The sequence below is a fragment of the Spirosoma flavum genome, assembly GCF_042686045.1.
Taxonomy (GTDB): Bacteria; Bacteroidota; Bacteroidia; order Cytophagales; family Spirosomataceae; genus Spirosoma; species Spirosoma flavum.
On the sequence record NZ_JBHUOM010000002.1, the window covers coordinates 960374 to 985700 of the forward strand.

The 25327-nt window shown below is 48.0% G+C and carries 20 protein-coding genes and 1 tRNA gene; 7 read left to right on the forward strand and 14 right to left on the reverse strand.

Translation table 11 applies throughout. The annotated features are described in order from the left end of the window. The first annotated feature begins 168 nt into the window (after positions 1-168). The 3 genes from ACFS25_RS09535 (at position 169) to ACFS25_RS09545 (ending at position 4244) form a co-directional block, all read left to right on the forward strand. Positions 169-2634: a PAS domain-containing protein gene (locus ACFS25_RS09535; RefSeq protein WP_381499207.1), complete on the forward strand. Its 2466-nt coding sequence runs from the start codon at positions 169-171 to the stop codon at positions 2632-2634. Positions 2635-2800: 166 nt separating this feature from the next. Then, the gene (locus tag ACFS25_RS09540) at positions 2801-3586 is read left to right on the forward strand and encodes a bestrophin-like domain (protein WP_381499209.1); all 786 of its coding nucleotides are present in this window, start codon (positions 2801-2803) and stop codon (positions 3584-3586) included. Between the two features lie 352 nt (positions 3587-3938). After that, positions 3939-4244 (forward strand): hypothetical protein, encoded by a 306-nt coding sequence (locus ACFS25_RS09545; protein ID WP_381499212.1) that lies wholly within the window; start codon positions 3939-3941, stop codon positions 4242-4244. Between the two features lie 355 nt (positions 4245-4599). Here the strand turns inward: ACFS25_RS09545 and mnmE are convergent, their stop codons facing one another. The 8 genes from mnmE to ACFS25_RS09585 form a co-directional block, all read right to left on the reverse strand. Then, positions 4600-5976 carry a tRNA uridine-5-carboxymethylaminomethyl(34) synthesis GTPase MnmE gene (mnmE, locus tag ACFS25_RS09550; RefSeq protein WP_381499214.1) on the reverse strand — a complete coding sequence of 459 codons (1377 nt, stop codon included), beginning with the start codon at positions 5974-5976 and terminating at the stop codon, positions 4600-4602. A gap of 85 nt (positions 5977-6061) precedes the next feature. Then, complete coding sequence (locus ACFS25_RS09555) at positions 6062-7120, reverse strand: oxygenase MpaB family protein (RefSeq protein WP_381499217.1); 1059 nt, start codon at positions 7118-7120, stop codon at positions 6062-6064. A gap of 49 nt (positions 7121-7169) precedes the next feature. Beyond that, entirely contained in the window at positions 7170-7931 is a 762-nt protein-coding gene (locus ACFS25_RS09560; protein ID WP_381499220.1) for an MBL fold metallo-hydrolase, read from the reverse strand. A gap of 113 nt (positions 7932-8044) precedes the next feature. Further along, a complete protein-coding gene (locus tag ACFS25_RS09565; protein WP_381499222.1) occupies positions 8045-8425 on the reverse strand; it encodes a response regulator in 381 nt (126 codons plus the stop codon). 169 nt (positions 8426-8594) lie between these two features. After that, on the reverse strand, positions 8595-9110 hold the full coding sequence (locus tag ACFS25_RS09570) for a GNAT family N-acetyltransferase (protein ID WP_381499225.1): 516 nt from the start codon (positions 9108-9110) through the stop codon (positions 8595-8597). Positions 9111-9116: 6 nt separating this feature from the next. Next, complete coding sequence (locus tag ACFS25_RS09575) at positions 9117-10676, reverse strand: serine hydrolase domain-containing protein (RefSeq protein ID WP_381499227.1); 1560 nt, start codon at positions 10674-10676, stop codon at positions 9117-9119. A gap of 63 nt (positions 10677-10739) precedes the next feature. Continuing rightward, complete coding sequence (locus ACFS25_RS09580) at positions 10740-11780, reverse strand: SO2930 family diheme c-type cytochrome (protein ID WP_381499229.1); 1041 nt, start codon at positions 11778-11780, stop codon at positions 10740-10742. Positions 11781-11784: 4 nt separating this feature from the next. Next, complete coding sequence (locus ACFS25_RS09585; RefSeq protein WP_381499232.1) at positions 11785-12996, reverse strand: parallel beta-helix domain-containing protein; 1212 nt, start codon at positions 12994-12996, stop codon at positions 11785-11787. A gap of 282 nt (positions 12997-13278) precedes the next feature. On the opposite strand from ACFS25_RS09585, the gene ACFS25_RS09590 reads away from it, so the two are divergent. After that, positions 13279-15198, forward strand: a complete 1920-nt coding sequence (locus ACFS25_RS09590) for a M14 family metallopeptidase (protein WP_381499235.1) — start codon at positions 13279-13281, stop codon at positions 15196-15198. Between the two features lie 349 nt (positions 15199-15547). Further along, the gene (gene dapA, locus ACFS25_RS09595) at positions 15548-16444 is read left to right on the forward strand and encodes a 4-hydroxy-tetrahydrodipicolinate synthase (RefSeq protein ID WP_381499238.1); all 897 of its coding nucleotides are present in this window, start codon (positions 15548-15550) and stop codon (positions 16442-16444) included. Between the two features lie 74 nt (positions 16445-16518). On the opposite strand, the gene ACFS25_RS09600 is transcribed toward dapA, so the two are convergent. From ACFS25_RS09600 to ACFS25_RS09610, 3 genes are all read right to left on the reverse strand, one after another. Then, positions 16519-16716, reverse strand: a complete 198-nt coding sequence (locus tag ACFS25_RS09600; protein WP_381499240.1) for a hypothetical protein — start codon at positions 16714-16716, stop codon at positions 16519-16521. A 98-nt stretch (positions 16717-16814) separates the two neighbouring features. Then, complete coding sequence (locus ACFS25_RS09605) at positions 16815-19040, reverse strand: carbohydrate binding family 9 domain-containing protein (protein WP_381499243.1); 2226 nt, start codon at positions 19038-19040, stop codon at positions 16815-16817. A gap of 129 nt (positions 19041-19169) precedes the next feature. Beyond that, on the reverse strand, positions 19170-21776 hold the full coding sequence (locus ACFS25_RS09610) for a M14 metallopeptidase family protein (RefSeq protein ID WP_381499246.1): 2607 nt from the start codon (positions 21774-21776) through the stop codon (positions 19170-19172). A 182-nt stretch (positions 21777-21958) separates the two neighbouring features. Here ACFS25_RS09610 and ACFS25_RS09615 point away from each other — a divergent pair. Further along, a tRNA-Glu gene (locus ACFS25_RS09615) sits at positions 21959-22030 on the forward strand. A gap of 532 nt (positions 22031-22562) precedes the next feature. Continuing rightward, the gene (locus ACFS25_RS09620; protein WP_381499249.1) at positions 22563-23261 is read left to right on the forward strand and encodes a YciE/YciF ferroxidase family protein; all 699 of its coding nucleotides are present in this window, start codon (positions 22563-22565) and stop codon (positions 23259-23261) included. 107 nt (positions 23262-23368) lie between these two features. On the opposite strand, the gene ACFS25_RS09625 is transcribed toward ACFS25_RS09620, so the two are convergent. The 3 genes from ACFS25_RS09625 to ACFS25_RS09635 all read right to left on the reverse strand — a co-directional run bounded on the left by ACFS25_RS09625 (position 23369) and on the right by ACFS25_RS09635 (position 25077). After that, entirely contained in the window at positions 23369-23680 is a 312-nt protein-coding gene (locus ACFS25_RS09625) for a hypothetical protein (protein ID WP_381499251.1), read from the reverse strand. A gap of 60 nt (positions 23681-23740) precedes the next feature. Then, entirely contained in the window at positions 23741-24181 is a 441-nt protein-coding gene (locus ACFS25_RS09630; RefSeq protein WP_381499252.1) for a hypothetical protein, read from the reverse strand. A 146-nt stretch (positions 24182-24327) separates the two neighbouring features. After that, the gene (locus ACFS25_RS09635) at positions 24328-25077 is read right to left on the reverse strand and encodes an SDR family oxidoreductase (protein WP_381499255.1); all 750 of its coding nucleotides are present in this window, start codon (positions 25075-25077) and stop codon (positions 24328-24330) included. Between the last annotated feature and the right edge of the window lie 250 nt (positions 25078-25327).

The window sequence follows — 25327 nt, forward strand, 5'->3', positions numbered from 1 at the left end:
TTGACTGACCATGTATTGTCTCTAAAGGCAGAATTTGTATATTAACAAGCTGTATTTTATCGAACAAGAGGTATAAATGCCAGTATATATAAAAGAGATACTGAACAGACAACCCAATTAACTGTTTACCTGTCAGGTAAATTATAACGGACGATAACTGGCTCTAGCATGCCATTGAATAAAACTAAGACGCCTACGGAGCGTCTAGATATAGATTTTGCCTTGAAGGCGGCCCGGCTGGGTGTCTGGGAATTAGACCCGGTTACCAATCTGTTCAATTGGGATGATCAGTGCCGGGAATTGTTTGGACTGACAAAGAATGATCCGTTGCTCTATGAAGAAGTTATACCCCATATCCATGCGGATGATGTAAACCGCGTTAATCAGGCTATCGAGTGGGTGTTAAAGTCCCAGTTTGGTGCTGAATATGATGTCACCTTCCGCACTCTTGGTATTGATGATGGAGTACTGCGGTGGGTTCGACTTATGGGACGAAGTTACTTCAATGAGGTGGGCGAGGTGTATCGTTTGGCCGGTGTTGCCCAGGATGTAACTCTTCAGGTTCAGCAACAGGAGCACTTAGCCGCTTCGGAGCAAATCAATCAATTAGCTACCGAGGCAGCGGGCGTAGCGTCTTTTTATCTTCGGCTGGCCGACGGTCATATCACGTACAAACCCTTGCTGGCTAAGCTATTGACGGGTCAGGAGGATACCCTATTTAATCGCTATACAGTAGCCCGCTTTATCCATCCCGACGACCGTCACATTCGCCAGCAAGCGTATGCCGATGGGTTGCTAACGAGTAAAGTTTGCTATAAAATCAGGTTTATCTGGCTTGATGGCTCTGTTCACTGGATTCGCACGCAGGGCACTTACACTTTTGACGATTCAGGTCAACCACAGGCCCTTATCGGTATTGTACTGGATATTACCGAGCAGGTAGAAACACAGCGGCAACTCGAAGACAGCGAAGCCAAAATGCATAGACTGATTGAGAGCGTGCCATTCCCAATTGGCGTTTATGTAGGTCCTCAAATGCACATACAGTTCGCCAATCAGTCTATTATAGATGTATGGCGTAAAGGTAAGGAGGTGATTGGCAAACCGTATGCCGAACTATTACCAGAGCTGGCGAATCAGGACATTTTTGCCCAGTTGGATGATGTTTATACTACCGGCATTCCCTTTCACGCCAGGAACCAGCGTGTAAATATTGTTGTCGATGGAATATTGCAGCCTTACTACTTCAAATACAGTTTCACTCCGCTCTACGATGCTGATGGTCAAGTCTATGGCGTGATGAATACCGCAGCTGATGTAACAGATCTGGTGTTGGCCAAGCAGCAGGTTGACGAAAGCGAAGCTACCCTACAGGATGCCATTGAGTTGGCTAAGCTGGCTACCTGGAGCATGGATATTGACACAGGTACATTCCACTATTCAGCGCGTTTTATGCAATGGCTTGGCTTCTCTCATAGTACGAAACGTTTGGATGAAGCCTTTAATACACTTCCTGATGAATACCGGCAGTCCGTCGCGGATGCCATAGCCACGGCAATTCGGCCCGGCTCGTCGGGTCTTTACGAAAATGAGCACCCGATTATCAACTGGCTTACCGGGCAGCAGCGAATTATCCATGTGCAAGCCCGCGTATTTCATGATGCAGCCGGTAAGCCTGCGGTCCTTCGCGGAATAGCCCAAGACATAACCGAACAACGGAATATACAGCTTGCTTTAGAACACCAAGTACAGGAACGCACCGAAGAGCTTGAAACAACGAATGAGGAATTAGCCGCTATCAATGAAGAATATGTATCAACGAATGAAGAACTAGCTGCTGCGAATGAAGAATACGCGGTCATTAATGAAGAGCTTGAAGAATCGAATCAGCTCTTTAACCGGTCTAATCAAAACCTGGAGCAATTTGCTTACGTAGCCAGTCATGACTTACAGGAACCTCTACGTAAAATACAGCAATTCGGGGACCTCCTGAAAAATCAATATGCCGATCAGTTAGGGGAAGGGGTTAACTACCTGGAACGTATGCAGACCGCAGCCAGTCGTATGTCTACCCTAATTCGTGACTTGCTAAGTTTTTCACGCATTTCTACAAGACAGGATGCTATATTATCGACCTCACTGACAGATGTAGTCCATAACGTTCTCAATGATTTAGACCTGCGTATTCGGGAAACGGGAGCTGTTGTCGAAGTCGAATCTCTGCCTAGGATACAAGGTGACAGGTCTCAGCTGGAACAGCTATTTCTAAACTTATTGAGTAATGCTCTGAAGTTTCGCCGGACTGATGAGTTTGGCGTTCCGGTTCCGCCAGAGATTCAAATCAGTTCCCAGGTTACCCCTGTTGCCGACTTACCTCCTTCGGTGCAGCCTACCCGTACAGCCAAGAGTTACCACCGCATTGACGTATCGGATAACGGCATTGGCTTTGATGAAAAGTATGTAGACCGCATTTTTCAGGTCTTTCAGCGGCTACATGGCAAGAGCGAGTTTGCGGGTACAGGCATTGGGTTAGCCATCTGTGAAAAAGTGGTTGCTAATCACGGGGGTGCTATTACGGCTAGTAGTCAGCTCGGTTATGGAGCAACGTTCAGTATATATTTACCTGTTGCCTGATGATTAAGCTATTGATAATGAGAAAATTGATTCATTGTTTAACAGGTGGGCTATAATGTTCATCATGTAGTTTAATCATCATTTAACTCTCGATTAGCCGCCAGACTCTGAAAACGACGCTATTTTAAATAGCTTTGGCCTTTTTAACAAGCCTTTGGTGTCTACTATGGATTGGGTGTATGACCTGCCGAACTGGCTGTTTTTTTTATTATGTATCGGCACGACCATTTCATTTGCGGCTATTGGCCTGCTAACCACGCGAGTCTGGGTGAAACGTCATGCCGACGAACACTCAGTACAAAATGACTTAGTGAGTTACTTTTTGGGTGCTTCGGGCGTCATTTATGGGATAGCTTTGGGCTTGGTAGCGGCTGGAGTCTGGGGTAATTTTCAAGCCCTATCGGGTCAGGTCGATGAAGAAGCGGCCATCACAGCCGCGCTTTATCAGGATGTGAGTGCGTATCCACTGCCCCAGAGAGAGCTATTGCGACAGGGGCTGCGGCAATATGTCCGGGTCGTCATCCAGCAGGATTGGCCCCAGTTGCGTCAGGGCAAGATGCCCCAGAATAGCACCAGCTGCCTTTACGGGTTCAAAAAACAATTGTTTCACTTCACTCCGTCAGACGCTGGGCTCAAATTAATTCACGAACAGGCACTGGTGCAATACAATGAATTAGCGAAGGTGCGCCGGGTTCGTTTACAGGGGAGCGACAGCAGTTTACCAGCCGTTCTGTGGTGGGTAATCATTTTAGGCGCTGCCGTTAATATTATTATTACCTGGTTCTTTGTGAGTGAACATGGGGCTTATCATTTGTTGCTGACAGTCTTATTAGCCTTATTATTAGGGTCGTTGCTGTTTCTTACAGCAGCAATGGATAATCCTTTCCGAGGTGATTTTAGCGTAAGTGCCGAGCCATTTCAACTCATTCTGGCTCAAATGCCTTCCCATTGACTAACCGAAATCGAGCGATTCCTGTGATCATGAGAAGTTCATTCAGCTAGTTTAGCAAAAAATATTCCTTCACATTTTAACTTTCTTACACGTAAATAAAAGGTGATTGGTGAATTTTCCTGTGGCAGCAAATCACAATAATCTCATTACGAACGGAGTGCCTAAACGTGTTTATGTTCTCTCCGATTGGGTAGACAGTGAGTGCTTGGTTCAACCCTCCACCTAGATTGCTATAAAGAAGAAATCCCGCTAGTTACGACGCGGACGTTCAAGGGCTCAAACCAGTAACTTTTTAGCCAATCCTGAGTTTATTATAGTATTAAACTATATGATTAATACATAACTCAAGGCTATGAAAAAGGTAATAATGATAGGGACTTTTGCACTTGCTGCACTATGTAGTGCTCAGGCCCAAACGTCAACAACTACGAATAGTACACCTCCAACTACCGACGGTACGACAAAGAACAGTGGCGTAGGTAACGCTACTAACGGATCCTCTTCTCCAACGGGTACAACTAATGCGAAAGGAGCAGTAGGCTCGGATAACGGAACCTCGTACGGTATGCAACCGAGTACGTCCACAACAAATACGACAACTCAGTCGGGCACATCCCAGCGAAAGGAGCGGAAAACCAAGCGCAAAAAGAACAGCTAAATGAGTAGTGAAGAAGTAAAATGATACAATTCAAAAGCCTTGCTCTCAACCAGCTGGGCTTTTTGTATTTTGAAGCAAGCATACCGAATAGAGCGAACTTTCCTTGTACTTACTGTCGCCGTCGTCAAGCACCAGATTCAGCCTAATCGAATTGATTTAACGTGTATGTCTCCCTTCGAAATACCTTTATGCCTTCAACAATTAAATATAACTTACTACTTATTAGCCTTTATTGTGTTATCTCCATGCCTGATCGAGAGTCATATGCTAATTTGGTGTGAAGCCTGTATAGAAGAGTTCAACAACGTACGAAATGGTCGCCAATAGTGACAAAGCAATAAATGCTGTTAGGCAGTCACTTTCCGATGCAGAACTTACTAAATATGGAAGCTAGTAAATCATCTGTGGTGATTTCTCCTGTTAATTCTCCTAAGTGTTGTAGAGCTACCCGTAGGTCCATCGCCAGCCAGTCGGGGGTTACGCCCGAATCCAATCCGGCAATGGCGCGAGCCAGCGCGTCGTCAGTACCGGTGAGGTGATTGTAATGGCGGGCATTGGTCACAACGGCACTGCCCGTTTGTACAGCGGCATCAGTGCGAACACGGGCCGAAAGTGCCGCTGTTAGTTCGTCCAAATGTGTTTGCTTGGCGGCTGAAATCCAGACTACTTGTTCGCCTAGTACAGTTTCCAACGATTGGCGTTTATGGTCGGTAATCGCATCAAGTTTATTGCCAACGAGCAAATAGGGCTTGCCCGACTCACGCACTTCAGCCACTGCCGCTTGCAATTCGTCGGGCAGAATGTTCTTACCATCAAACAGGTAAACCACTAGAGCGGCATCCCGCATTTTCTGCTGGGTCCTCTCAATGCCGATGGCCTCAATTTGGTCAGTGGCTTTACGTAACCCAGCAGTGTCAATCAGTCGGAAGCGAATACCATCCAGAAAAAGCTCATCTTCGATTACATCGCGGGTGGTGCCGGGAATCTCGGAAACAATGGCTTTCTCTTCGTTTAACAAGGCATTCAGTAGTGTCGATTTACCCGCATTGGGCTTGCCCACAATTACAGTCTGAACGCCATTTTTAATAGCATTCCCGGTTGAAAACGAGTCAATTAACGGATGCAGTACTCGCCGGATGTCGAGCATAAGTTGCCGGAGTTTATCGCGGTGAGCGAACTCAACATCTTCCTCGCCAAAATCCAGTTCCAATTCTACTAAGGCCACAAAATCAATCAGTTGCTGACGAAGTTCCTTCAGTTGTTTGGAGAATCCCCCACGAAGTTGCGTTAGGGCAGCCCGATGACTGGCATCTGAATCAGAGGCAATCAAATCGGCCACGGCTTCGGCTTGTATCAGGTCAAATTGACCATTTAGAAAGGCGCGTTGTGTGAACTCACCGGGCTTGGCCAGACGAATGCCTTCCTGCATAAGCCGACGCAGAATCTGCTGGATAATGAACTCCGACCCGTGACACGAAATCTCAACAACGTCTTCTTTTGTGAATGACGTTGGCCCGCGAAAAACAGTGACTAATACCTCGTCTATGATACCACCATCCTCATTGCGAAAGGTGCCAAAATGGGCGGTGTGACTGGCCTGTTGTGTGAGGTCCTTGCCTCGGAACAGTCTGTTTGTTAGCTCGATAGCACCTTCGCCCGACACACGCACAACGGCAATGGCACCTATACCTGGCGCAGTAGCAAGGGCAGCAATGGGTTCTAATTGAAACACTGGTAAATCGTTGTGAATCTCCGTGAATCCTTTGCTTTATCCTTAGTATACACCTGTCAGAGGTACACGGAGTTGACGTAGAGATTTACTGAGAAATTCTTTGTGAAAAAATGGGCAGGCGACTTAGCAATCCGGCTAGCCGCTTTTCGACGGGTGCGTTTGGAATACCGAGCCAGTCGGCATATTGGTCGCCCATGAAGAAACGCATTTCACCAGCCGCGAGGTTCCGAATCGTTTCAGATTGGACCGCTTGTCGTTTACTACCCGATTGGTCTGAGCTGGTTTGGGCGGATTGAGTAGAGGCAATTCCGGATGCTATGGCGTTTAACAGGGAACGGGTTAGCCCCACACCGGCTTCAGAAGGAGCAAACTGCCGTCGGGCAATGGCGTGACCAAGGTTATACGCTTCGCGGAGATTTTTTGGGATCAACTCATCCGTTACTCCGTTGAGATGTCCCACCACATTAATATGATGTAAGTAATCTTCTTCTTCCTGCTCGGTTGCCGTAACACCCGATTTGCGCAGACCTAACAGGACAATGTAGGAGAAAGCAAGGCTGGTTCCTGCCATATCCTCTTGATTGACAGGGTATCCCCAGGCCATATTCCAGCGTCCGGAATGCAGGGCAAACCAGCGTGCACCGGCATGAATCAAACGGATCTTTTGAGTTCGGGTGATGGCATTTCCCGTAGTCCACTCTTTTGGATTATTGACGGCAAATACCCATTCACCAGTTTCCTGCAAGCGTCGGGAGGTGTCATTCTTGATGCGTTCGGTCAACCAAAGGACCTGCGCTCCGTTAGCACCGAGATACGAATAGGGCAGTGAAAAGAATCCCAGTGTCAAGCCAATTTGTTGAGCATGTTTCTGAAAAAATACCATACCCCGTTTCATTCGCGCCGGGTCGGCCCAGCTAGGCAGGCTGGCATAATTCGTAAAAAAAGCCTGCACAGCGGGATGCTGGTTAGTGGTCGAAAGGTCGTTGGTATCAGCCAGCCAACGCATTAACGCCCGTAAACCGTTGCTGGCATCCACGTCCACCACGGCTGCGACTACAGCATCGGCGGGAGAATCTCCCTGTTGTCTGTAACGTTCCAGTAGCGCATCTGGAAATGGGCGGGAAGGCTTGATAAGTGTCGGCATCGTATAGGTTGTAAGTCTAAACGGTAACGATGCGTGGATGTGATTGGTTTTACAGCTTGATCTGTAATCCATCGTACCCGAGCCGAATGTTGGCCGGAAGTTCCTTTTCGACCTCTCTATGCATGCCCAACTTATGGCTAATATGGACGAAATAGGTCCGATCGGCACCAACTCGGTTAGCGAGACTAACGGCCTGATCGAGGGTGAAGTGGGAGATGTGTGGCTGGCGTTGGAGAGCATCCAGCACGAGAACTTTTGTGCCGTATACTTTTTCTAACTCGTTGTCAGAAATATAATTCAAGTCCGTGAGATACGTGAAATCACCCACGCGAAAACCATAAACGGGCAGTTTGTGGTGCATTACTTCAATAGGCGTAAACCGAACACCCAGCACGTTAAAGGGCTCATTAATAATATTGTGAAGCTGGACATGGGGCGTGCCGGGGTACTTCTGTTCAGCAAAAACGTAGGCAAATTCGCGTTGCAGCTGTGCCAGAACAGTTGGTCGGCCATAGATCGGAATATCCTGCCCCGACCGAAAATTATACGCTCTGATTTCGTCCAGACCCGCTGTGTGATCTTTATGTTCGTGGGTAAACAGAACCGCGTCGAGTTGTTGCAGATTTAGCCGGAGCACCTGCTGCCGAAAATCGGGACCAGTATCTATAACAAAACTACGACCGTCTACGGCAATATGAACGGAGGTGCGGAGCCGTTTGTCCCGGAAGTCAACCGAACGGCACACCTCACACGTGCAGCCGATGAGCGGCACCCCCGACGATGTTCCCGTACCAAGTAGTGTAACAAGCATAATGAGTTGATGAGTACCGCGACGGGCGTTGAATGAGCAAATGAAAGAATCGCGTCAATTGTTCGCTCATTCATCGCACCGCTCCGGCGGCTCGGTCATTCAATATTCGCTCATTATTTTTCAGTCAGTTGATTAACAACTTCTACCAGCCGGTCGAAGTTGAGGGGTTTCACCAGCACATCGTTAAAGCCAGCGGTTTTAAATTCTTCTTCTGTATAATTTTTGGCATTACCTGTGATAGCGACAATAGGCACACTGGCTTTTTCTTTTTCGGGTAAAGCCCGAACGCGCCGAACGCACTCCATACCATCCATCAGGGGCATGTTAATGTCTAACAGAAGAATATTGAAATCTTCTTTTTCCAGAATTTGCAACACTTGCTCACCGTTTTTCACAGCCGTGATGTCGTAGTTCTGAAATTCAAGAATTTTGCGGGCCAGATTCTGGATAACGGAACTATCTTCGGCAATCAGGACGCGTTTAGAAGCTGACATAAGCTTGAGAGATCGTGGTTAGTTTTAGTGTGGTGAAATTATAGAGTTAAATCGGCAAACGCAAAAAGGCTTTCGCGTCAAAACCCGTTAAAATCGTCTTTTTAGTCGAACGGCCCTGTGAATGAACTGCGATGGATTAGAAATAATCGGCTCATCATGGGTAAATTAATTACAGAATCTTTTCCATCACAATAAACTCGAGAGGCTGTTTGGGAATGCCGAAGCGCGGATCGTTCGGGAATGGCTGAGTTTCGCCGGTTGCCTGATACCCGCGTCTTTTGTACCAGGCAATGAGTTCGTGGCGTTGCGTAATGACCGTCATCGTGACCGCACGGCACTTTCGGTCGATGGCAACTTGTTCGGCGGCCAACAGCAATTGTTTGCCTATGCCGTTGGTCTGGACATCGGGCGAAACGGTCAGCATGCCCAGATATAAGTCATCGCCTTTAATTTCCAAATAGACGCATCCCAGCAAACGGTCTGCTTCCTGGTATTTTAAAATTAACGTGTTAGGGTTTAGGAACATCGCTCGCAATGATACCTCGCTGGTTCGGATACCATCGAGTAAATCGGCTTCTGTCGTCCATCCTTTGCGGGAGCTGTCGCCCCGGTAGGCACTGTTCACTAACTTATCCAAAGCGGGAATGTCCTCTTCGGTAGCGGGTATAATAGCTGCTTGATTCATGGAAATCTATTTGCTCACTTCCCGGAAGTCCAACTGCTGAATCAAGGCGGGGGTTTCGGGCGTTAGGGTAAAAAATACATCGATACTAGCTTTTTCGCCTTCGAGTAGAAAGTGGCCGCGCAACTGGTTTTCGGGTATCAACTCGCTAACGTGCTTAATTGCGCCCGCTTTTGCATACAACTCCTGCACCACGTTTCGGCGAATTGCCACCGACTTATCAGGAAAAAAATTTTCGGCGAAAATGCCACTCCGTTCGGCATTTGTCCAGTCAGGCAATAGTTTTATTATGTCGGCCTTACGTTGCGCCAGAATGCTGGATACCGGCAGTTGGCGCGGTTGTAATTTTGCGATGGCAACCAGCGTGTCGAGCACCGCTATGTTCACCGACCCCAGGCCAGCATACGTTAAGTTGCTGTAGGCAATGACACCAATGCCGTATTCGGGCAGGATGCGCCACTGACTGCCAAAGCCGGGTAATCCGCCACTATGCCCAACGCCAACCTGACCTGTGCAGTTCTTGCTCCAACCTAGCCCGTAGCCGTAGCCACCAGTCGTGGGACACACTTGCCCCGCCGAATTTTTAGCTTGTGCAGATAAGCCCGAAAACGTCCAGGGTTGCTGCATTTCGCGTATCGAACTTCGTTTAACGGGGCCATTATCAGTGTCATTTCGGGGTGGCCAAGCGGATTCGTGTAGCGCTACGTACTTGCTGAAATCGTCAATAGAGGTGATTAGTCCGCCCATTGCCCCGTATGAACCGTCGTGTAATAAGGGTTCCTCCAACCATTTTTCGTCTTGCCATCGGTAGCCAAGTGCCAACTTATCCGCAGGAACGCGGGTGTATTCCCACTGGGTATCGTTCATGCCCAACGGCTTCAGAATAGTTTCGGTAATATATTGCTGGTAGGGCTTTTTCGACACAACGGTAATAATGTGGCCGAGCATGGCAAACCCGAGATTACTGTACTCGTAGGCGAAACTCGGCACGTTGGCATTCGAGATACCATCTTCAATAAGCTTTAGCAGGTCAGCATCCGAATCGGCCAGTTGGCGGTCACCCCAGGGGTTATCTTCGGGGAAACCGGCTGAGTGGGTCATCAGGTTACGGACCGTGATGCGGGGTGCGTCCGCCGTGAGGTATTTATGCGTTTTTAGTTCTGGAATATAATTTTCGGCGGGGTCGTCGAGCCTGAGTTTGCCTTCGTCACGGAGTTTAAGAATAGCCATCGCGGTCAGGCTCTTAGTCATCGACGCAATCCGGAACAGCGATTTAGCCGTAGCTGGTGTCTTCTTTGCCACGTTGGTATATCCGAATCCACCTGAATAAACCAGTTTTCCATCGACAACAATGCCAAACGCCAAACCGGGATAATGGTATTTCTCGGCCCGTTCGCGGTATAGTTTTTCAACAATAGGGAAGGCTGCTTCCAGCTTTTTAAGCCGGTCGGCATCCATGACAGTTGGCGGCTGATAGGTTGTGATGTGCGCTACAGTACGGCTTGGTACGACTGGCTGGGCGAGCGCAGCGGAAGTGATGAGGAAGAGAACAGGGAAAATACGTTTCATGCTAGCGGTTAAATGCAGGTTGGCTTCAAGTGTGCTAACTTACTAAATAACCGCTATATGTGCTTATTTCATCGCTTTAATCCACGCCCGGAGAAGTTCCAAACTCTCTGCGTGAATCGTTTTGCGGCCTATTTCGGGCATCATTTCACCCGGGTCAGTAGAGGCCAGCCGGTAAATCAGGATAGATTCATCGGGTTTGCCCGGTACAATATCGAACAAATGTCCACCCGATCCGCGCCCGGCAGCAACGGGTGTTTTTGATATTCCCAGGGCTGTTGGGTCGGTTTCTGAAAGGCTTAGATTTAAGCCTGATGTCATAGCTGGTCCCTTCGGGTTGTGGCAGTGGGCGCAGTTGATATCGAGCCAGGCACGTGCCCTATCGCTGAGCGAACCCGTTTCGGGCTTATTCCAGACAGGAATTTTGGGGCAGTTTGCCAGAGCAGGCAGGCCGGTAAGCATAGTCATTCGCTTCCAGTGCATCAGTTGGTTTTCCGGACTATCAGCGCCACTATAAACCAACTCACCGTTGAGTTGCCGCACCGATGGACCAATGGGCGTCATTACCTCATTGCGGTTATGGCAACCTTTGCACTGGTTTAGGTTTGGAATTGTATAAGCGTGTTGCTGACTGTGGCCCTCGGCATCTATATAACTGACGGTTTTGGTATCGCCCGCTACCTCTATCACAGCGTCGGTTTGTTCGTCGTTCCAAACGTAATCGAATGCTTTCCACCCCTCGGTCTGGTGAATCAGCAGGCGTGTCTCCATCAATTGACGCCCTTTGGTTAGGTCCCGAAAATCGTTCGGATAATAGAACGTTTTAATCAGTGTTGTGCCGATCGGAAAGTCAAGTACAGCCGTGTCATTGTAGCTAACTTCCTGACCAGCTGGTAACTTTATAAACCGTAATTTTTCGGCGTAGTCAGAAAATAAAGGTGTGTTGAGTGCATACGGAACAACTCCGGCTACAGGTTGCTGTTGAGCTGGATTTCCGTTGAAAAAGCCGTAGTCTGATAGTTTCTCGGGAACCGATTCAGACCGCCAACCAACCAATGTCAGCCAAACCGTAAGCGCTACAAGAAACCAGAACAGGTGAGGGCGCATGGGATTAGCGATCATTGCCTACAGTTATCTTTAACGGGTCCAATTGGCAATTGAACGGAGCCGCATCGCGGGAGACATGCTGAAACCCACGCCCGGCGTCAAGGTTGGCTACACTTTGATTCTTGTTGTTTCGAATGCAGATACGCCGGTCGGGGAGGGGGTTGCCTTCCTTATCCAATGTACTTGGGTCAGCAATACCGTCGTATAAAATGTGCGGAATATCCTGGTTAAATTTCAGAACAGAATGAAATAGTTTACCAAATCGACCGCGCGAAGTTGGTGGCCCGGGATCGCGCTCATAAACGTTATCATGGATGGAAATGCTGCTCGAAAATGGGTAATAGCCTTTGTCAGTAATGGGCCTCTCGGTAATCAGATAACTAATAATACCCGTACCCACGCTTTGATTGCGAATAAATCGATTACCGAATACTTCCACCCGATTCGCAGCCAGAATTAGCAGGCCGGTTCCGTCGGATACGCCCGCAACGATGTTACCCTCCGGGGCAAAATTGGGTAAATTGTTATCATGCACGTAGTTGTTATAAACCCGCACATTACCGCCTTGTTTCTGCACCAAATCGGGTAAATCAAAGACCAATATCCCGCCTGTATTTTCGTACGCTTCGTTATTGAAAACATCGGCATTTCGCGAGTTCTCAATTTCGATTCCAGCTACGTTATGGTAGGCTTGGCTATTTTTGACGACGATGCCACGCGACTGTCCAACGTAAATGCCTGCGTCGGAGGCTCCGATAGCGGTACATCCGTCAATCATAACATTGTCGCACTGAACAGGATAGAGTCCATAGCCGCCGTTGTCAGCCTTCGGCGGGCCAGTCCACTCAACCTTCACGTTGCGAAATGTGATGCCCTTTACGTTCATTGTTTTAATGCCATCGCCTTTCGTATCCTGAATGGTCAGGTTTTCGATGATGATATCTTCTGCATTGGACACGCGCAGGCCCTCGGCCCCATCGGTCTGACCTTTGAAGCTGAGCACCGTTTTGTCGATTCCTTTGCCCCGAATAACAATATGCTTTTTGTCTTCCAGAGACAGGCTTCCGGTGAAGGTGAACGTACCCTGATCGAGATTAACCGTACTTCCATTGTCGGCCAGAATGAGTTGGGTCTGGTAGCGCTTTTGCACATCAGACTGGGTCCAGGCTGAACGGCTAAACAAGCACGTGATAAGGAGTAATAAAAAGGACTTCATGATGGCGAGGAGTTAGGGTGACGAATTAAGTAAATATAGTACCGTGAACAGGAAAATGAGTTAAAGAGGATTCTACACTTTTGTTATGTAACAGAAATTCTTATTAGTCAATCTGTTACTAAATCGAAAATTTTGTCTGTAAAATTGGGATTTTAGCTATTTTTCTGATTGATTATTCGGCTTTATCCGGCAAGCGCAAAATATCTGCTAAATTGATCCCCGAAGTTGTTCAAATCAATGAACCCATTCCATCTTCTTTTTTAACCTTCACTCTATTTGTGCATGAAACAACACAGTATACTATTTATTTGCTTACTTCTTTTTGCAAAGGTATCTGCTCAGAAGTCTTACTATGGAACGGAAGAAAAATGGCCTGAACAGGACACCGCCCGTAAATTCTACACTGTAAAAGGAGATCGACATGGAGTAAGCTTTTTTAAAAAACAGCAGTTTAAAGACGTTCAGTATCAGCCGGGACCAACACTCACGTTCAACACGTACCATACGCCCGATGTCATGTATAGCTGGTATCGGAAATGGGCTGAACAATATCCGAATCTTGTGGAGTTATACGAAGTCGCGAAGAGCTACGAAGGCCGCCCGATCCTGCAAATGACCGTCACTAACAAGAAGATGGGTAAGCACACAGACAAACCCGCTGCGTATTTTGAGGGAGGGCGACATAGTGGCGAGGTAACCAGTAGCGAAGCCGTTTTGTGGCTTACAAAGCACTTACTGGATAACTACGGTAAAGACCCCGCTATCACTAAATTAATTGATACAAAGTCAATTTATCTCCGGCCAGAAAATAACCCGGACGGGGCCAATATGTATCTGTTTACCGCGCAACGGAACCGGAGTTCCTTACGCCCCCGCGACGATGATAAAGATGGACTGCTAGACGAAGATGCCGAAGATGACCTCGACGGGGATGGTATTATGTATCAGCTCCGAAAAAAAGCAACCACAAAAGAGGAACTGGAAAAAGCCGACTATGTGCTTGACCCTAAAGATAAATCGGGCCGGTTGATGAAACGGGTTCAGGTTGGTCAGGGCGATTACCTTGTCTATACAGAAGGTATTGACAACGACGGTGATGGGAAATACAACGAAGACGGCATTGGTGGCTTAGACAATCATCGAAATTATCCTGAAAACTGGCGACCCGATCAGGGGGGCGATTTTACGGGCCGGGGTTATTCGCAGGGAGGTTCCAGCGAGTACCCGCTCAGCGAACCCGAAACACGCGCCACGTTCGTCTGGCTGATGGGTCATCCAAATATATCGGTCGTGAACTCAATGGATACGCGGGTACCAATGCACCTTCGGCCACCCTCCACGTCGTCTAGTGCGGAGAGCATGTTTCCGCCCGATCTGGCCCTTTACAAACACATGGATAGCTTGGGTTTGTCGTTCACGAATTACCCTTGGGCGGGTGATGTATATGATACATATAATACGCGCAACAAAGTCGACCGCGTTACCGGCGACCCGACAAAAGCCACACCTTTATTTGGGCACGGGCCTGATTTCGGCTATTTCCAATACGGGTCTATCTGGTATGGCGATGAACTCTGGAATGGTGGGGCTATGAAAGACTACGATGGCGATGGCGATTACGACGAATATGATGGTCTGATGTGGGACGACGAAGCAAATGGTAAACGAGGCTTCAAACCTTGGACAAAATTCACACATCCGCAGTTGGGAGCGGTTGAGATTGGCGGATTTCATCCCAAGTTCTTCGCCCAAAATGGTCCGGCCTGGCAGTTGGAAAACTGGATTTCCAAGGAATCGCGATTCAATCTTGCCATGGCGAAAGAGTTGCCACAGATTGACTTAACCGACGTAACCGTAAAGCCATTGGCGAACAACGAATACGAAATTAAAGCTGTCTGGTCTAATACGGGTAAACTTCCCGTCGCGCTGGAGCAGGCCAAACGGGTCAAGATGGTTCAGGAAGACCGCGTTACATTGGATATTGATAAGGCCTTGCTGAAAGGATTTAAAGACGCCAAAGTGATTATTACACAGCCTGAACTGGTTGACAAAACAATTTACGCGGGTTACACAAACGTTGGCGAGAAGAAGGAAGCTACGTTCCGGATAAAACTCAACCAGTCGGGGCCGGTCAAAGTGAAAGTCAAACTTCTCTCAACGCGGGGCGGTTATAAGGAAAAAGAAATCACGATTGGGAAGTAAATATTCAATGTTTGCCGCGTATTACATGACGATGTTAAAGTGAATTTACTTCCTTTCTTTGCTAGTAAATTAGGCACAAAAGGCAAACGGGGAGGGCCAAACTCTAGTTTGTCTTTTGTGCATTTTTTAGAGCCGTATTTCTCCAGTTTGCCTGACAGATTTCGAGTCTACCCATTAACAAGCGTGATGCCCGAATGAAGTTAAAATAGACGGTCGCCTTACTAATCAGCTAATTATAACGATGAGTCTAGAAAATATTGGGGCTGGAATAGTATGATCAAGGGGAGTATGTGAACATTTCCCGCTCAAATTCCCGTAACTTTGCGTTAATAAATCCCTGTTTCCACTAATGGATACTAAGTTTCACGGCGTAGGTGTTGCCATTGTGACGCCCTTCAATGCCGATCAATCAATTGATTTTAACGGCTTCGGCCGCATCGTCCGGCACATCTCCGATGGGGGCGTCCGTTACATCGTCCTTCAGGGCACAACTGGCGAATCGCCAACGGTGACGAAGCAGGAAAAGGGACAGTTACTGCAATACCTCAAGGAAAATAATCCTAAGAATCTGCCCATCATATTTGGTGTGGGCGGCAATGTTACCGCCGATGTTGTGTCGGGTATGAAGGATATTGATTTCAATGGGGTTGACGCGATCCTGTCGGTTTGCCCGTATTATAACAAACCCGGCAAACGGGGTGTAATTGAGCATTTTACCCGTATTGCCGATGCCAGCCCGGTGCCGGTTATTCTCTATAATATTCCGTTTCGGACGGGCATCAATATGACTGCCGAAACGATCTGCGAATTGGCTCAACATCCCAACATTATTGGGGTTAAAGAAGCTTCGTGCATTATTGAGCAGTGCATGGAAATTGCCCGCGACAAACCCAATGATTTTCTGCTTATTTCCGGCGACGACGTGCAGGCTTTGCCCATCATCAGCATTGGCGGAGTGGGTGTTATGTCGGTGATTGCCAATGCATTCCCGACTAAATTTACGGGTATGATTGAAGCCGCCTTACAGGGTGACTTTTCTTTCGCACAAAAAGAGCTCGGTCATTTCCTTCGCATCGATTCGTTATTGTATGAAGAAGGAAATCCGGTTGGTGTGAAGAATATTCTGGAAATTATGGGTCTGATTTCGGCTGAGGTTCGGTTGCCACTTATGCGGGCATCCGACGACCTGAGCGAACGCCAGCGAGCCGTGTTACAGCGTGATAGTTTGCTGGAACTGGTGGCATAGATTTATTCTCAAAAACAGTAAAAAGCCGAACCCTTTATGGGGTTCGGCTTTTTACTGTTTTTGAGAATAAATCACTACGAATTTCGGCTACCGCCCCCACCAAATAATTTAGAAACTAGCCAGATTACAACGCCAACCACTACTATCACACCAATGATACCGGTGTAAGCACCAGCTTTAAAAATATCGCCGATGGCCGCGCAACTGCTTAGGCAAAAGGTCATGAACAATGCCACAAGAGCCATTGGAAAAAAACGCAAAAGAGTTTTCATAATTGCCGATTAATTTAAGTGTAGTAGACTTCACTACCTCGAATAAGGTAATTGCTCAAATAACCGGCATTTAAACAGTTTGTTTTACGAGATGTAGCTCAGATGTTCCACCAGTAAGTCCATTTCAGAACCAACGCCCGGTTTTTGACCGAAAAGAACCCCGGAACATCCTGACCAATCTGAGCCGAATTGGGTAGATAATTGTCGGTGTAGACAAGGAAAAAATCTGATGCAGGCTTGTAGCGCCACTGAATACGCGCATTAAGGTTCATGTTTTTTTGCTGCTCGTTATACTGCACAAACGTGGTCAGATAGAGTTTGTTGGTCAGCGTCAGGTCAAATCGGGGACCAACAAGCCAGAACGTAGTATGCCCCCAAGGCTGAGGTAAACGAATATCGTTGTAACTCGCGCTGGCGGCTAAGCTGACATAGGGCTGAAACCGATAGCCCAGATCAGCGGTGAGGTTAAGACGAGTGCCGTTGTCATAGTAGCCACCATAACGCGACGAAAATCCGTACGTGAATACACTTTGAGGTTTAGAGTCAAAGTCCGTTCCCCAGGCCGTCCAGCGGTGTTCAGTGCCCGTAGCCAGAGTTTCGCGACCCGTGTTGGTTGGGTCAAAGGGTTGAAGCAACCGGACATAATCTGTCGCGACCCAAGCCGTAAATACACTTTTAGCGCGGAAGGTAACTATATAACTCAACGTACTTTCGTTGTCGCTCTGCCGACCGGCGGGGTCAAAAAAGTAGGTTGATGTTAGCGTTGGACCATGACTAAGCACCCCGCTAGCTGGCGGTAAAAATGTATAGCCAAGGGTTGCCATACCTCGCTGATAGCCCCGACGTGGCACGTAACCGGCTTCGGCTGTATAGTTTTTGCCGACAGACTCCACTTGCCCGCTAATGAGCCACCGACGTGTGTTATACTGTAAGTTGGCGGCATAAACCGCTTCGTTCCCTAACTGATCTGGACTAAACGATTTGACAAACATCGCTTTACCAGACCAGAAATTATTGGCCGAAGCAAGATTATACTCCAGGCCAAGATTTCGGTTAAAGCGCGTGTAAGTGGGTTTGTCGGTGAGTGGCGTGTAGGAAATCGACTCCTTATTGACAAATATCATACCCACATTTGAGCGTGCAGAAACCCGTCGTTGCAATGCCACCACCGCGAAGTTTTGGGCGGGTAATGGGTCTACGCCGGCTCCCATATTGTCGACGCGCCCGGTTTGCATATCCATGATTCCGATTCGCCAGTCTTTATTGAGTTTGCCACTTAGCCGTGCGCCAAAGCGAATCGGCACGCCACCCAGCCCAATCCGGCGGCTAAAAAACGGGCGAATCGTTGCGTAGCCGAAATTGGTAAACTGGTCGCCGTTTTCCAGGAAAAATTGTCTCTTCTCAGGGAAAAACAACTCGTAGCGATCAAGATTTGTAACCTGCTGATCCACATCCACCTGCGAGAAATCAGGGTTAACGGTTAAGTCTAGATTCAGCGAGGAGGTAATGGCCACTTTCGCATCCAGTCCGGCATCAAAGCGGCCTTTGCTTGGAACATTATTCTGAAAGTCGCGCGTCAGGCCGCTCAGCGCATAGGGAATTAGGGAAATGTTTGGACCGGGTTGTGGTGGTGGCTGATCCCAAACCAATACGCCGGTCAACGCCAGCGACGCCGTCGGAAATTGACGCTGTATCGGTGTCCAGGACGATTTTTCCGTTGTTTTCAAATCCTGCCGACTAAAGTTGATTCCCCAGCGGGAGATACCTCGTTTGTAGCGGATGGTTTTAAATGGAATGGCTAGCTCGAGTACATACCGATCAGCGTAGTTGCGGACCACCGATGTCCATTTGTTATCCCAACTCAGGTTGGCTTTGCCGCCTTCATATAATAACCCATCCCACTGGGCTCCGGCAGCATTAGTGCCGAAAGTAAATCCGTTGGTCTGGTCGTCGAAGGTATCCATGAAGAAAATGAAATTGTCGTTTTTGGCAAAAGCCCAATCGCGCCGAAGCGACTCGACAATGTACGGACCCGCCACATTGCCATGATAACAAACGGCGCTCATATACATGTTATGGTCGTCGTAGGTCATCCTGACCTCGGTTCGCACGTTGGCGTGGCTGGTGTCCATAGGAAGCACCATCCAGAAATCGCTTGCTATTTCGGCAGCTTGCCAGGCGGGTTCATCGACAACACCATCCACAACAACGGGCGACGTAGTACGGCTGATATGAAGTTGGTATTGCTCGTTTTTCTTCTGAGCCAGTAGGGGAAAGAAGCCCGAAAATAGACTGAGAAATGCAGAAATTAGAAAAAGTCTCACCAAATAGACATGTTAAGGAGGTTAACAATAAAAGAAGGATAGTAGGTAAATTTACTCCGCTTGTCCTTAACCACAGAGACGCAACAATAAGCTGACTGTTGCGTCTCTGTCAATCGAAATCGATAGATATTAATTACCGACCATAAACACTGCGTTGCTGAACAACAGCTTGCCATTGTACCAGAAACCCCGGAATAAAGGGTCATCGGCCAGATAGACAATGCTGCCCCGGCCAAAACTCTGAACGCCCATTAATAGCGTATTTTTTAGTTTCCCCTTGGCATTTCTACCCGAAAAACCAGCCACGTAATTATTGGTTTTTAAGTACCCAACATTCCAGCCATCTTTCAGAAAATCAAAGTTATACGCATTTTGCACCAACGAATAATAACCGCCCGCAAGACCGAATCCCAGCGGGTGTGAGGCATCTATATCTACGCGATAAATACTGCCTGGTATTTCGTCCGAAATGGCTGTCCGTTCGCGGTCAATGTAGAGTTTAAGCGAGTCGGTTGGGTTGCCTTTTTTTGCTTTATCAGCTGCTTTGTCCACATCGGCTGACCGCTCCTTTTCTTTTAATTCGAACCCTTCTTTGCCGGCCAAAAACGACGCGGCCCGCTCCATAGCAATGAGCTTGCCACCTGCCCGAACCCACTCCTTGATAGCGGTTAGGGTTTTGTCGTTCAGGAAGCGGCCATAGTTATAATTCGTTGGCAGAATCAGCACATCCAGCTTATTCCATTGCACATTGCCCAGCGTGTTGCCATCGAGCAACGCAATTGGGTAGTTCAATTCCTGATCGAAAAAATGCCATACTTCACCTGCCGACGGTGGGGGTGTTCCCTCGCCAATAACCACGCCCACGCGAGGAGCCTTCAACCCCGAAACAAAATCAGACCCGAAGTCTGAGCCTGTAGTTACGAAGCCCGTTTGTACGGGTGTCAGGTCCGCACCCGTCCGGGTAGCCTCTGCCCGCACCAGCGCGTCGAAACGGTCGCCAAGGCGTTCATTGCCTGCCCGTGCCACAATTAGTGTGCCCGATGGGTACTTTTTGTTTTCTAAGTCGAATGGTTTCTCGGCAGCCCGTACTCTTATTTTCTGTTTGAGCAATCCGGCCAGCATTTGCACCGATGGCAGCGATTGCCACCGCACGAGGTAAGCATAGGGGCGGACATTCGCGGTAGTGCTACCTGTTGCCGACTGTGGATGGCTAACCGTGGGCTGTTGACTACTGCCCGGATTAATGCGCGTTGTCAGGCCGTAGGTTTGCAGACCAAAAGCATAGGGCAATGCCCAGGCTGTAATGTCATACGTCGCGGAATCTTCCAGCGAGGAATTCTGCTCGAACAGAATTTTTAACAGCGTCGATTTGGGCTGGTATGCACTAATAACAATATCATCGGCGTCAACGGATACACTCTTATCATTCTTCTGAGTTGTGTAATTGAAGCCACCGGCAACGGTTTGGGCTTTACCCGAATACCCATAGCTGATTTTATTGCGCTCCAGCAATAGCTGTAAGGCTTTTAGTCGACCGGTATCGCCGTTGGACTTGATGACATAGCTTTTATAGACACCAATGGGGGAGTTGCGGGATTTGTCGAAAAACTGCCCGAACTCCTTAACGACTTCGGCTGGTCGGTCGGCTACCGATTCGAGGGTGGCTATGCTGGAGGCTACGTGGTGGTCGATTCGCTGACGCAGGGTAAGCGTATCGCCATCGGCTTTTTCAATAGCCAAACCTGCCCGGCCACTACCACCCTGTTCAAATGTCATGCCGATAGCTCCGTTGTAGGTTGGGTAAGTATCACCGTAGCTGGGATAGAAAAGGTCGAAGCGTTCGCGGGTGTAGTAAAGCCAGCCATTTTTGTCGAAATAGCGGCTACAATATTCTCCGATAGTTTGCTGGAATTTTCGTTGGAAAGGCGTAATATCTTCGTGGTACGGCTTGGCCGAGGGCGCAAAATAGTACGGACTTTCAACACTCATCTCATGGAAATCGCCATGCAGATGGGGCATCCACTGCTGGTAGAGAGCCATACGCTGCTGCGTGACTTCCTGCGTTTGCCAGGCCCAATCGCGGTTGGGATCGAACAGGTAGTGCGTGTAACGACCACCCGGCCAAGGTTCGCTATGTTCGCGGGCCGATGGCGTGGGATCAGGTGTGCGGCCCAGCATTTGATTATACCAGTTCACGTAACGATCATGACCATCTGGATTCAGACCGGGATCAAGAATAACCACTGTGCTGTTTATGATCTTCTGAGTCACGGCATCAGACGAGCTAAGCAACCGATACAGCACGTCCATAAACGTTTCAGAACTCACAGCCTCATTGCCATGAACATTGTAGCTAAGCCAGGCAATGGGTGGTTGAGCCGCTGCGGTTGGAGTGCCATCCATCAAACCAATACGTTTCAAATTATTGGTCCGAATTTCTTCCAAACGGCTCAGATTTGCTTCCGAACCGACCGCTACCACCATTAATTGGCGACCTTCATAGGTGGTGCCATAGGGAATAAGTTTAATGCGGTTGGGAATTTGGCGAGCTACTTGCTCGGCATAGGCCAGTACTCGGTGGTGGGGCGTAAACCGTTCACCAATTTGATAACCCAGAAATTTAGCGGGCGAATCGACCGCAGCGGATGAGGCAGCGCTTGATCCAGAGGAAGTTGACTGTGCCGAAGCCGATAGTGACGCGACCGTCAGGCCCGCCAGCAGTAAAAAATGTTTCATGTAGGCGATAAAAAAAGGATATGCTAACTTCCTCAAAAATAGCAGTAAATCACTCAGGAAACCCTTTTCTGGGAAAATTTTGACAGCCACTCTTGCATTTTAAAAAGATCCCCTTACCTTTGCACCACGTTTCGCCAACAGGGCGGCTAATAAGCCAAACGGTTGGGTCTTTTAAACAAGACGGCCGATTCGTCTAGCGGTTAGGACATCGCCCTTTCACGGCGGTAACACGGGTTCGATTCCCGTATCGGTCACTAGTCCAGTGACTAAAACTCAAAACCAGCCCCGAAACGGCTGGTTTTGTTTATTTAAAACCTATCTGTCTGATTCTCCGCTGTTTATTTTTATCATTCTTCCAGTGACTGTTGCCCACAAGGAAAACGGACCGCTCCCCTTTGTCGATTCAGCTCTGAAGTTCGGCCACTGAATACCTATCTTATCTTTGCAGCACTATCCCAACGGATATATCTTCAACCATCCCTGAAGAGTAGTTGGTCTTACTGTGCTTCTTGTCTGACTATATGACATTGAGATTATTATCACCTTCACAACTAAAAAGGCATTTGTGAGACAACTTTATGTATAAAGGGAGTGTCAGTATGGAGGTGAGTAGCGCTCACTTTGGGGAACTTTACGAGCTAAGGACTAATACTCTACAAAATCTGTGGAAAAACATAGACACTATGTAGAAGGGTAAATTTGTAAACAACAGATTCTCAGTGCATGGCATGGTTTTAGCTTAATAGTGAATAAAATTCAACGTTAAATCTTAAACCAATAAATAACATGGCTTCTTTAGGAGATCAAATCGCCAATTTTTTCAGTGGTAGTGATGATGATACAAGAGAAGGTCTACATGGCCTTTTTATCGATGAACTGAAGGGAATTTATTACGCTGAGAAGCAGGCTGTTGACGCACTTGGCGAACAAGCTGATGCTTCTACAACGGACGAAGTGAGAAACGCCTTCTTGACGCACCAGGAAGAAACGCGCGGACAGGTTGCTCGGTTGGAACAAGTATTTCAGAGCATTGGAGTTGACGCTGACGATAAGACATGCGCGGCTATCGATGGCCTGGTGGACGACGCACAAACGGTTGTTTCTAACACGGAATCTGGTTCACTGACGCGCGATGCCGGATTAATTATTGCCGGACAGAAAATTGAACACCACGAAATTGCAGCGTACGGATCAGCGGTGACACTGGCTAAGGTGTTAGGCTACAGCGAAGCAGCCCAACTGTTGCACCAGACGCTCGAGGAAGAAAAAAATACAGATAAGAAACTGACTCAGTTAGCGGAATCGTTCATCAATCAACGTGCCGCTTTAGAAGATGGTAATACACCGTCTGATTCTGATGAGAATCGGTACAGCACAGATACAAATACGGTTAACCCAGATGGTTCCCGCTACAGCGATAGTTCAACCATAACGGGCTATGGCTCATCAAATGACACCATATCAGGTGGCTCACGGACGCTATAATTTAGCTTAACTCTGTTTAACAAAAAGGTGGCAAACCAGTCTTGGTTTGCCACCTTTTTGTTAAACAAAAATAGGCTTATCCGATTGATTACAACCTCAATGTAAAACTAGCTATTGCCTATGGGGTCCGTCATTTCGGGGTCTGACTCTGTGCCGTCATTATTACCCAGTGCATCGCCGTTGCTATAATTTGTTAGGTCTGGTTCCATGTTCGGGCTACCCGAAGCAGCACCGCTTCCGTGGTTGCTGGTGGCGGCTTCCTGTTCGTCGGTGGGGGTAGTTGGTGGCGCGTTTACATCACCGGCAAGGTCCGTTGGATTGTAATCCTCGTTTTGAAGAATACTGTCATCCGGTGTTTGATCCGTTCCACTCTGATTTGGGTGCTCATTGAGCATGGCATCCTGATTTACATTTTCCATATGTGCTGGCTGTTGTTTAGGGATATGTATAAAAGCGTAACCCCAAACGCTTATTTCAGTTTATCCCTTTGTAAACAATTCCCATAGTCGGCTATTTAATTTACTGGCATAGGTCTTCACATCGTGATTCGAAGCATGAATAGTAAATGGTATAAACTGAGTTGCCGATGAGGGTAATGGTTCAATCCGAACGGTTCTGCCAGTTGTCCATTTACCTGCCAATCGCCGAACAGAACCTGTTAAACGCAACCCCGCATCAAGCAAATCAATTTGGCTGATATCGGGGTATTGAGCCGCAGCTAATTCCGAAGAAAATCGCTGAAGTTGGTTAGCATCAAACCACGACAACGTTGGCATGTGCAGATGGTTGGCGTAGCGGTCGCTGCGGCACAGGAATCGAACGGATAGCAATGATTTTCCAGCATTCCGGCGGGCTGATACGTGTAGGTCGAGGACTTCCAGCGGGGCTGTTTCGGACGCTGTAGTAAGCTCAATATTCATGTTTGAAGTGGATAGTGTTATCAAAAAATCATGACTGACAGCGTTGTTATGCTAGCCGTATAAGAAGCAATATATAGCTATCAGTCATGACTGTCGGTATTAAACCATGCAAAGGTCAAGTATGTTTCAGTCTATTGATAGGGAATTTATACGTAAACCATCTTTCGTGTCATACCTCCATCGACTATAAAATTCTGTCCCGTAATGAAGTTATTTTCCGGGGCAATCAGGAAAAGAATCATGCGGGCAATATCATCGGCCTGCCCCACCCGCCCCGCCGGGTGCTGGGCGTGATCCTCGGGACGAAGTTCGTCAGATTTTGCTTTTGCCTTTTTCTTCAAGGCCGACACGTCAATCCAACCGGGACTAATGGCATTGACCCGCACATCGGGCCCCAAACTTACGGCCAGTGAGTGCGTAAGTGCCAAAATGCCTCCCTTACTGGCTGAGTAAGCGAACGTATCGGGTTCCGACTGGAACGCCCGCGTAGAGCATATATTAATAATGGTGCCTTTCTGAGCCGCTAAGTAGGGAGCGGTATGTTTAGCGCACAGAAATGGGCCGGTGAGGTTCGTGCCAATTACCCGATTCCACTCGTCGAGGGTTAGCTTGTCAAGGGGTTTTTCAATCATGATAGCCGCGTTGTTGATTAGTGCGTCAATCTGTCCGAAGTGAGAAATAGTTTGTTCGGCTGCTTTTTTGACGTTAACCTCGCTAGATACGTCGCAGGAGACGAAAAGGATTTGTGCTGATGAGGCTTTGAAGGCTTCGCGAAGTTCGGCCAGAGCGTCGGTATCGGCCTCCCAAATGGCTACGCGATAACCATGTGTGAGTAAATATTGTGTGGCTACGCGGCCAATTCCTTGGCCTCCGCCGGTGATAATAGCTGTTTTCATACAAGTTGGATAAACCCTATCAACGACCAAAAGCCATAGATTAGTAACATACCTAAGCCGGAACAGCTTGCCAGAGAGCGTATCTTTATCAAACGGACCAACCAATTTTGTAGGTCCGCGAGTGCCGTAGCACTTTATTTTTTGTAGTATAATGAAGGAAAAAAAGGAATTGACGCTCTAATCAATGGCAGTTACCCAAAAGTATATACGTCGGAGAGACGGCAAACGGAGCCTTGAACGAACTGAAAAT